This is a genomic window from Rhodococcus sp. T7, from assembly GCF_009872365.1.
Classification (GTDB): domain Bacteria; phylum Actinomycetota; class Actinomycetes; order Mycobacteriales; family Mycobacteriaceae; genus Rhodococcus_F.
On the sequence record NZ_WXYH01000109.1, the window covers coordinates 1 to 7,487 of the forward strand.

Below are 7,487 nucleotides of genomic sequence, written 5' to 3' on the forward strand. Positions count from 1 at the left end.
CCACATACTGCTCCGGGGTCGGAGCCAGCTTCACGACAACGATCCGCTTCACACCCCGCGCCTTTCCCTGCGGATACTCTTTGGTCTATGTCACCGAGATGATGGCAGAGGTGTGTGACAAGTTCGGCGCCACGTCGACCGAGTTCACCGGAGAAACCGACCACGTCCACCTATTGATCCACTACCCACCCACCGTGCAACTCTCCACCCTGGTCAATAGCCTCGAGGGCGTCTCCGCACGATACCTGCGCCAAGAGTTCCCCGACCACATCCAGAAATACCTGTGGGGCAACCACTTCTGGTCACCGTCCTACTTCGCCGCCTCCGCAGGCGGAGCCCCACTCGCCACCATCGCCGAGTACATCACCAACCAAAAACGACCAGAACCCACGAAAGAAACCGACCCCGCTACGCGCCATCGCGCAATACAGAATCAGCTTCCTCCCGGCCCGAAAGGGCCAAACCTCCTCTGATTGATCCGGTGAACCGCACGACGCGGTCGGTCGCCTCGGGGTGCGCGAACTTCAGCAGTCGCCTGCCCTCCGCCTCGATCGCGGCTCGGTGCGTCTTCGCGATGGTCGCCAATGGCTCCACCTCGAGAACCGCACGGGACTTCTCGACCACCGTCGTGGTGAACGCAGCGACCCGGCCGTTCACGAGGACGGCGGGTTTGACGATGCCGTTCTGCGTGAAGATCTTCTTCCGCACGTCGTCGTCGACGAGGCGCCCGCGGTCCGCGTGCGAGAGCAGCACGTTGTCGAACGGCGCGAGGATGCGGACGGGGGCGGGGGTGTTCGGGTCCGGCCGGGGCGCGTCGGGAAGGTCGAACAGTTCCGGCCCCGACTCCCCCGCAAACACCCGGAGCCGGGGCCGCAGCCGGTCCAGCACCTCACCGAGCCGGGTCAGCCCCGACCAGGCCTGGGCGTCCCGCGCACTCGCGGGGCCGAACGCGGCGAGGTAGCGGAGCAGCATCGTGTCGATGGACGGCGCGGCGGACAGTGGGCGGCCCACCCACGACTCCAGTGTCGCCAGCGCCGGTTGCCCCGACCTGCCCCACAGCCCGCGCGGCGGTACCTGGACCATCGGGACCAGTCCCCGCACTCCGTGGGCGAGGGCGGCACCGTCGCGGCCGGGGAACCGCTGCTCGAGCAGCGGCCGCATCTGCGACTGGGTGCGGGGTTCGTCGCGCACCAGTTCGCGTCCCGCGGCCGCAAGGGCGTCGAGGTCGATCCCGTCGAGACTCGACCGGTGCTGCGTGTTGGTGTGGAGGTCCCGGTCGAGCAGTGGTTGCGCCAGCGGACGGAACGAGAGGGCGTCCGACGCGGACAGCGCGAACACCGTCCCGCGCATCGCGACGATCCGCACCACCGCGCGGTTCTCGACGAGATCCGACAGCGTGTCGGCGCGGAACCGTCGGAGCCGCGCCCACAGCGCGAAGTACGGCGGGGCCGGCGCCTGGGCCTGCAGTCCGCAGAGGTGCTCGATCATGTCGAGCGCGGACAGGTCCGAACGACTCAGCAGCGATTGCCTGGCCAGCGTCGCCCGGCCCAGCGCTCGATTCGACATGCGTTCAGACCCCACCGTGCACCCCTTCGTTAGTTAGCCCCAGTACCGTATTGGTTTACGCCCGTTCACCGACCCCTGCAGGAGGACCCTCCATGGCCGCCGGATCGACAACCGCCGCCAGGGCTCTCCTGCCCGTCATGTGCTTCGTCGTGATGATTGTCGCTGTTCTGCAGACACTGGTGGTACCGATCGTCGGGACCATCGGCGCGCAACTCGACGTCGGCCCCACCGCCGTCGGCTGGCTGCTCACCGCGAACCTTCTCGCGGCGGCGACCGCGACACCCGTCCTCGGCCGCCTCGCCGATCTCCGCGGCAAACGGCCGGTCCTGCTCGGGGTGCTCGTCGTGGTGCTGCTGGGGTCGCTGATCGGTGCGGTGTCGACGTCGGTGGGGGTGCTGATCTTCGCCCGGGTACTTCAGGGTGTGTCGTTCGCGCTGTTCCCCATCGGCATCGCGGTGCTGCGCGACGAACTTCCGGCCGAGAAACTGACCGGGGCGATGGGGATCTTCTCCGGCACCCTCGGTTTCGGCGGATGCTTCGGCATCGTCCTGACCGGTGTGCTGGTCTCCGACGGCGCCGACTTCCACCGCGTCTTCTGGCTGTCCTCGGCCATCACCGCGGCGGGACTCCTGCTCGCCTGGATCGCCATTCCCCGCCGTCCCCGCGCAGGCACGGGTTCCATCGACTGGATCGGCGCCGTCGGTCTCGCCGCCGGCCTGGTCCTCGTCCTGCTCCCGCTCGCCGAGGGCGGCACCTGGGGCTGGACGTCTCCCGTCACGATCGTCAGCGGAGTCGCCGGAATCCTGGTTCTGATCGGCTGGTTCCTCTACGAACGGCGGACCACCGACCCGCTCGTCGCGCCCCGGCTGCTGACCAACCCGCCCGTCCTGGTCACCCACCTGTCCGCCCTGGTGGTCGGCATGTCGATGTTCGTGATGTTCCTGGGCAGCTCGTACTTCGTCCAGACGCCACGCGCGGTCGCCGGGTACGGCTTCGGCGCCACCGTCCTCGCGGCCAGCACCGTGTATCTGCTGCCGGGCGCGATCAGCGGCGTCCTGGCGTCGATTGCGAGCGGAAGACTGATCCACCGCTTCGGTTCCCGCGCCGTCCTGATCGCCGCAAGTGTCGTCGGGGTCGGCGGTTTCGTCGTGTTCATCTTCGCCCACGACCGCACGTGGGAAGTCATTGCGGCGATCGTGCTGATCAACACGTACATCAGCCTCGCCTACGCGTCCCTGCCGTCACTGCTCGTGGCCGAGGTGCGGCAGGACGAGACCGGCGTCGCGAACAGCATCAACTCCATCGCCCGGTCTGTGGGCAGCTCGGTCGCCAGTGCACTCCTCGCGACCCTGCTCGCCGGGATCACCATCCCCGGGACCGACGTCCCGACCGAATCGGCGTACGTGATCGCGTTCGTCGTCGGTGCGGCCGCCGCAGCCCTCGCCGGACTGCTGCCGTTCTTCGGGATCACCCGCACCACCCGCACCCCGTCCGACGAGGAGGAGGACGAGGTCCACGCGACCGCCCTCGCCGCCGAGTGGGGCACGGTCGGCGGTCTCGGCGGAGCGAACACCAGCCGTCCGGGTGAACGCAGCACCCCGGTCAGCGGGTGAGGTTCGCCCCCGAGTTCTGATCGAACAGGGCGATCTTCGCCCGGTCGAACCACAGCTCCACCGGTCTGCCGTGCACCGCGGACGATTCGGCCGACAACCGGGCCACCAGCTGACCGCCCCCCGCGACCGCGGTACCCGAGTCGGCTGCGAGTTCCTCGAGTTCCCGGGAGTTCACCTGCGGCCCCTCGGCCGTGAAATAGGCGTACTTGTCCGAGCCCATCGACTCGAGCACCTCGACGTTGGCCGTGAACGTGGCACCGGACTCCCGCTGCCCCACGTCGACGACCGCCACGTCCTCGAAGTGCTCGGGACGGATCCCGACCACGACGTCCTTCGCCGAATTCGACGACGCGACCTTGTCGCGGGTCTCCGGGGGCAGCGTGAACTCGCCGAGCGGCGTCGACACCCCGTCTGCGGTCAGCTGTCCCGGGAAGAAGTTCATCGACGGCGAGCCGATGAATCCCGCGACGAACAGGTTGTTCGGGTGGTCGTACAACTCCTGCGGCGCCCCGATCTGCTGGACCACCCCGCCGCGCAGCACCACCACCCGGTCGCCGAGCGTCATCGCCTCGGTCTGATCGTGCGTGACGTAGACCGTGGTGGTGCCGAGTCGCTGTTGCAGCCGGGCGATCTCGGTGCGCATCTGGACGCGGAGCTTGGCGTCGAGATTCGACAGCGGCTCGTCCATCAGGAACGCCTTGGGGCTGCGGACGATCGCCCGGCCCATCGCGACCCGCTGCCGCTGACCGCCCGACAGATTGGCGGGTTTGCGGTCGAGGTGCTGCGTGAGGTCGAGGATCTTGGCGGCGTCGTCCACCTTCGCCGCGATGTCCGACTTCGACATCTTCGCCAGGGTGAGCGGGAACGCGATGTTCTGCCGCACCGTCATGTGCGGGTACAGCGCGTACGACTGGAACACCATGGCGATGTCGCGGTCCTTCGGCGCCTTCTCGTTGACCCGCTCCCCCGCGATCCGCAGCTCACCGGACGAGATGTCCTCCAGCCCGGCGATCATGTTGAGAGTGGTCGACTTTCCGCAACCGGACGGTCCGACCAGGATGATGAATTCGCCGTCGGCGATCGTGATGTCGACGTCGCTCACCGCCTTGGCGCCATCCGGGTACAACTTCGTCACCTTGTCGAGCACGATTTCGGCCACAGCACTTATCCCTTCACGGCGCCGGACGTCAGGCCGGCCACGATGCGTCGTTGGAAGAACAGCACGAAGATGATGATCGGGATCGTGATCACCATCGCGGCTGCGGCGATCGAACCGGTCGGCTCCTCGAACTGGGAGGCGCCGGTGAAGTTCGCGATCGCGGCGGGCGCGGTGATGGACCGTTCCGTCGAGGTCAGCGAGATCGCGAACAGCAGATCGTTCCAGCAGAAGATGAACACCAGGATCGCGGCGGTCACGATGCCCGGCGCCGCCAGCGGTGCCACCACCTTCCGGAACGCCTGCGCCGGGGTGGCGCCGTCCATCTTGGCCGCCTTCTCCAACTCCCACGGGATCTCCTTGAAGAAGGCCGACAGCGTGTAGATGGCCAGCGGGAGCGCGAACGTGATGTACGGCAGGATCAGGCCGGCCCAGGTGTCGAACAGCCCGAGCCTGCGCTCGATGTCGAACAGGGGGCTCACGAGGGAGATCTGGGGGAACATTGCGATCAGCAGCGCCACCCCGACCAGCAGTTTCTTGCCAGGGAAGTCGAGGCGGGCAATGGCGTAGGCAGCCATGGTGCCGATGACGACGGCGATCACCGTGGAGATGAGACCGATGCCGATGGAGTTGATCAACGCGCTGGTGAACGCGTTGGTCTCGAAGATGCCGCGGTAGTTGTCGAGGGTCCACTTCTGCGGAATGAACTTGCCGTCCTTGATCGTTCCCGCGGGTTTGAACGACAGACTGGCGATCCACAGCACCGGGACCAGCGCGTACAGCAGGACCAGCAGGTTGACCACGGACCAGCTGAACTTTCGGCGAGGGGTGTCGACGACGGCCATGGTTATCGGTTTCCTTCCGTGTCGGACCCGGGAGCCGACGCGCCGAAGAGCTTGATGAACACGAATGCGAGCAGCGCGACGCACAGGAAGATGAGGACGCTGATCGCCGAGCCGATACCGAGGTTGAATGCCTTGAACAGGTTGTCGTAGCCGAGGATCGACAGTGACCCGGTGTCGTTGGCGCCCTTGGTGAGAACGTAGATGTTGTCGAAGATCCGGAACGCGTCGAGGGTGCGGAACAGCAGCGCCACGAGGATCGCGGGTTTCATCAGCGGCAGGATGATCCGCACCAGCCGCGTCCATGCCCCGGCGCCGTCGACCTGCGCGGCCTTGAGGAGGTCGTCGGGAACGAGAGCGAGCCCGGCGAGCAGCAGCAGCGCCATGAACGGCGTCGTCTTCCACACCTCGGCGAGCACGATGATCGCGAGCGACGGGATCTGCTCCGTCAGCGGGGCGCTTCCGTCGGGCAGCAGATTTGCGAGATACCCGGTTCCCGGCGTCCACGCGTAGTACCAGCTGTACGCGGCGGCGACGGTGACGATGCCGTACGGAATCAGCACCACCGTCCGGACGAGACCCTTCCCGACCAGCGTCCGGTGCATCACGAGCGCCAGGATCAGGCCCAGGACGAACTCGATCACCACCGACACGACGGTGATGCCCACCGTCACCCAGAACGCCTGCCACCAGTACCCGTCCGTCAGCACCGACACGTAGTTGGCGAGGCCGACGAACTTGCGTTCGTCGGGGAACCGGAGGTCGTAGCGCTGCAGGCTCAACCACACCGCGTACACGACGGGATAGGCCGTCACCGCGATCATGAGGATCGCGGCGGGGGCCACCAACCACAGCCCCAGCCGGCGTTCGGCCCGCTTCCCCTCCGAGATCTGGCCCTTGGCCGCGGCTTTCGGCTCCTCGGCGCGGTCCGCCTGCACGGTTTCGGTCGTCACGGGATCAGCCCTTCCGAGTTGACCGCCTTGCGAACCTGTTCGGCGAGTTCGTCGACGGTCCGCGGCGGGTCGATGTCACCGACCGGATTCAGCGTGGCGGTGATCAGGGTCGAAATGCTCTGGTACGCCGGTGACACCGGGCGGACGGACGCGGTGTCGAGGCTCTCCCGCACCTCACGCCACGCGGGGTACGCCTCCTGGAACGCTGGATCGTCGTACAGATTCGCCAGCGTCGGCGGCACACCGCCCTTGACGGCATTGTTGCGCTGGTTCTCCTCGTTCCGCAGGCACGACACCGCCTCGAACGCCAGATCCGGGTGCTGACTCGTCTTCGCGACCGCGACGTTGAATCCGCCGATCGTCACCTCTGCGGGCCTGCCGGGGATCACCGACGGGTACGGCGCAGGCAGGAAATTCTGCTGACCGTCGACCGTGAGCACCGTGTTACCCGTGTCCACGGACGTCGGGTTGCCCTTGTCGTCGATGAACGGGAGGTCCCCCTTCTCTGCGTTCTCGATCATGCCCGGCAACACGAACGGCCAATTGACCTCGAAAGCAGCCTTTCCGCTCTCCATCCCGAGCCGCGACGACGCCTCGTCGCCCTGGGAAACCGACGGGTCGGCACCCTTCGCGGTGGCGACCCGCTTCATGACCTCGAGCGCCTGCAGGGCGGCGTCACCGTCCGCGACCGTCACGGTGGTCCCGTCGTCGGCGACGACGGACCCGCCCGCACTCGCGAGCAGAGTGTTGAACCACACCATCAGGCCCTCGTACTGCTTGCCCTGCACCCCGATCCAGCTGGGGCGGCCCTCCGCGGCGAGGCCTTCCGCGATGTCGATCATCTGATCCCACGTCTGCGGCGGCTGCCCGTCCGGCATGAGGTCCTTGCGATACCAGAGCAACTGGGTGTTGGTATTCAGCGGTGCAGCGTACAGCTGGTCCTGCCACTTGGCCGATTCGAGGGGGCCTTCGAGCGTGCCCTCGGTGCCCTCGGCGGCGATGCCGGGTGGGAGCGGTAGCGCCCACCCCGCCTCGGCGAACTCGGCCGTCCACACCACGTCGAGCGTCATGATGTCGAGCGACGTGTCGTTGCCGGTGAGCCGGCGGGCCAGCTGGAGGCGTTGATCGTCCGCGCCCTTCGGCAGCGTGCGTTGCTCGATGGAGTACCGGCCGCCGGCCGCGGCCGTGCAGTTGGCCGCGGCCTCCGCGTACTGCTCGGCACCGTCGGCGGCGGTGTAGAAGCTGAGGACGATGCCGTCTTCGGACGACCCGCACGCGGCCAGCAGGGGAACGGTGAGGACGGCGGCCGCACCGATCAGTCCCCACTTCAGCGAGCGTCCGGGCTTGGTGCGGTGCA

6 protein-coding genes and 1 pseudogene are annotated in these 7,487 nt (G+C 67.5%); 2 read left to right on the forward strand and 5 right to left on the reverse strand.

Features of this window, described 5'->3' with window-relative positions:
* Positions 1-395: pseudogene (gene tnpA, locus MLGJGCBP_RS51690) on the forward strand (IS200/IS605 family transposase); the annotation flags it as partial.
* 13 nt (positions 396-408) lie between these two features.
* On the opposite strand, the gene MLGJGCBP_RS12860 reads toward tnpA, so the two are convergent.
* Positions 409-1,566 carry a winged helix DNA-binding domain-containing protein gene (locus MLGJGCBP_RS12860; protein WP_236581064.1) on the reverse strand — a complete coding sequence of 386 codons (1,158 nt, stop codon included), beginning with the start codon at positions 1,564-1,566 and terminating at the stop codon, positions 409-411.
* A 92-nt stretch (positions 1,567-1,658) separates the two neighbouring features.
* On the opposite strand from MLGJGCBP_RS12860, the gene MLGJGCBP_RS12865 reads away from it, so the two are divergent.
* Entirely contained in the window at positions 1,659-3,179 is a 1,521-nt protein-coding gene (locus MLGJGCBP_RS12865) for an MFS transporter (protein WP_160096034.1), read from the forward strand.
* On the opposite strand, the gene MLGJGCBP_RS12870 is transcribed toward MLGJGCBP_RS12865, so the two are convergent.
* The 4 genes from MLGJGCBP_RS12870 to MLGJGCBP_RS12885 all read right to left on the reverse strand — a co-directional run.
* Entirely contained in the window at positions 3,169-4,338 is a 1,170-nt protein-coding gene (locus MLGJGCBP_RS12870; RefSeq protein ID WP_160096036.1) for an ABC transporter ATP-binding protein, read from the reverse strand. The genes MLGJGCBP_RS12865 and MLGJGCBP_RS12870 overlap by 11 nt on opposite strands.
* Before the next feature lie 5 nt (positions 4,339-4,343).
* The gene (locus MLGJGCBP_RS12875) at positions 4,344-5,180 is read right to left on the reverse strand and encodes a carbohydrate ABC transporter permease (protein ID WP_160096038.1); all 837 of its coding nucleotides are present in this window, start codon (positions 5,178-5,180) and stop codon (positions 4,344-4,346) included.
* A gap of 2 nt (positions 5,181-5,182) precedes the next feature.
* Entirely contained in the window at positions 5,183-6,130 is a 948-nt protein-coding gene (locus tag MLGJGCBP_RS12880; RefSeq protein WP_160096040.1) for a carbohydrate ABC transporter permease, read from the reverse strand.
* Positions 6,127-7,487 (reverse strand): ABC transporter substrate-binding protein (locus MLGJGCBP_RS12885; protein ID WP_236581065.1); only part of this gene is annotated, 1,361 nt, incomplete at its 5' end. The genes MLGJGCBP_RS12885 and MLGJGCBP_RS12880, both read right to left, overlap by 4 nt.